General features: G+C 59.3%; 1 protein-coding gene and 1 pseudogene. One reads left to right on the top strand and one right to left on the bottom strand.

The features are described 5' to 3' along the window. Positions 1-634: 634 nt before the first annotated feature. Positions 635-793: pseudogene (locus tag KJQ96_RS41140) on the bottom strand (transposase); the annotation flags it as partial. 285 nt (positions 794-1,078) lie between these two features. Here KJQ96_RS41140 and KJQ96_RS38110 point away from each other — a divergent pair. Next, on the top strand, positions 1,079-2,220 hold a 1,142-nt coding region (locus KJQ96_RS38110), incomplete at its 3' end, for a PAS domain S-box protein (RefSeq protein WP_213291120.1).

The following is a 2,220-nucleotide window of genomic DNA, read 5'->3' as shown; positions in this document are numbered from 1 at the left end:
ACCTGGGCCCCCTGCACCGGCGGCACCTGCACCGCCAGCAGCGGCGCCTCCGCCACCTGCGCTGCCGTCACCAGCGCCTCCGCTATCTGCGCCGCCCGCACCGGCCCCGGCTCCCCCAGCTCCTCCGGCACCTTGGGCAACAGCCAACGTTGAGCCGAGCGCAAAGGACAATGCTAACGCGATCGCTGATACTTTCATGTTCGTGCTCCTTACCTGTGGAAGCATCGGCAATTTTTTCAGGCGCTGCTTTCGTTCCTATTTTTGCTGGGGCTAATGCGGCGACGGCCCTATAGCCTATAGGAACCATTCCTCGCGTCGAGCTTAAGCCAGACCAGCAAGCGCGCGGCGCAACGCGGGGAGGACGACATGACATCGGATTCAAAGAAGCCACTAAGACCGGAAGGTTTTCCCGTGGATGTCGAAGGTCAGAAGATAATGAAACAGGACGGTACTCCCATCGCAGATGCGGAGAATCCCGCCGTCGCTGCCGAAATCGCAGAGCGCCTTAGATGAAGCCAGCCGCGAAGAAGACAAGTGGTCAGCGTGAGGTATGAAGGCGGCGAGCATTGAGTTTAGCGGGCACGCGACTGCGTGTCTCGTTCGTAACCAGTCCGAGACCGGAGCGGCGTTGGAGCTAGGACGTGGACTCATTAGCGCGCAGCCCGAGCCGGATTGATGCAAGCTGAACGAAGGCCAGGTAGTTGGCTGCAAGTTTGTCGTAGCGCATCGCCACCCGGCGACATTGCTTGATCCTGTTGAAGAACCGTTCGACCCCGTTGCGATTGCGGTAGAGATAAGGGCTGAAGCAGATCGGATTGTTGCGATTGCTTTTGGATGGGATATTGGCCCATGCGCCGCTCTTCATGGCGAGCTCTCTATCCAATCGACGTCGTAGCCACGATCGGCAAGCAGCATCGATCCGGGCTGTAGGCGAGACAGGAGCTTTCCGGAACCGCACCATCGGTCACCGGGCAAAGGCATAAAATTTGAAATTGCGCCGGTTCCGCAAGATGCTACGCTAACGTGATGACGGCGGTCGCGCTTAGGCAAGCTTAGGTGTTCCAGCCGTGAGGGTGTGATGAGTAACGCCGAACAAGACGCCATCGATTCGTTGCTGGTCTCCCTGCAGAAGCCCAATGTACATCAGGGGGCGTGGGGATCCGACGAACTCTTGCAGGCTCTGCCGGCAGCGCTCTACATGACGGATGCCGTCGGCCGCATTACTTACTACAATGAAGCGGCGGCGCAATTGTGGGGCTGCCGGCCGACGCTCGGGACTGCCGAGTTTTGCGGATCATGGAAGCTCTATTGGCCGGACGGCACTCCCTTGCCGCACGCCGAATGTCCGATGGCGCTGGCTTTGAAAGAGCGGCGTCCGATCCGGGGCATGGAAGCGGTCGCCGAACGGCCGGACGGCACGCGCGTGCCGTTCATTCCGTATCCAACTCCCCTATTCGATGCTTCAGGTGCTTTGGTTGGCGCTGTCAACATGCTGGTGGACATCACCGAGCGCCGGGAGACTGAACAACGGCTTCGAGAAAGCGAGGCGCGCTATCGAGCCATCGCTGCGATCGTCGACTCGTCCGACGACGCGATCATTTCGAAAGACCTCAACAGCATCATCAAGAGCTGGAATCAAGGCGCGGAGCGGCTGTTCGGCTATAGTGCTGAAGAGGCGATTGGGAAGTCGGTCACGATGCTAATCCCTCCCGATCGTCAGGATGAGGAGCCGGCCATTCTTGCCCGCATCCGGTGCGGCGAGCGCGTCGAGCACTACGAAAGCGTTCGTCAACGCAAGGATGGCAGCACTATCGACATTTCGCTGACGATCTCCCCGATCAGGGATAAGGACGGCAAGATCGTCGGCGCTTCGAAAATAGCCCGTGACATTTCATTTCGAAAGCGAGCAGAGGAGCAGCAGCGGCTAATCTTCCGAGAGATGGACCATCGCATCAAGAACCTCTTTGCTGTCGCTGGCGGCGTGGTCACGATGAGTGCCCGATCGGCGAAAACAGCGGAAGAACTCGCTTCTGTGGTGCGCGACCGCTTGGTGTCCCTCGCGAAAGCCAACGACCTGACGTTGAAGCGGACAGCCGATGGCACTCATCGAACGCAACAGTCAACGCTGCTTCATACGTTGATTAGGACGATTCTCTCCCCTTATGACGGCGGCACCGACAAAAGCGGGGCGCGTGTCGCGATCAGTGGACCCGACATTCC

The organism is Bradyrhizobium sp. sGM-13 (assembly GCF_018398875.1).
Taxonomy (GTDB): Bacteria; Pseudomonadota; Alphaproteobacteria; order Rhizobiales; family Xanthobacteraceae; genus Bradyrhizobium.
This window is presented reverse-complemented; position numbering and strand designations above follow the sequence as displayed.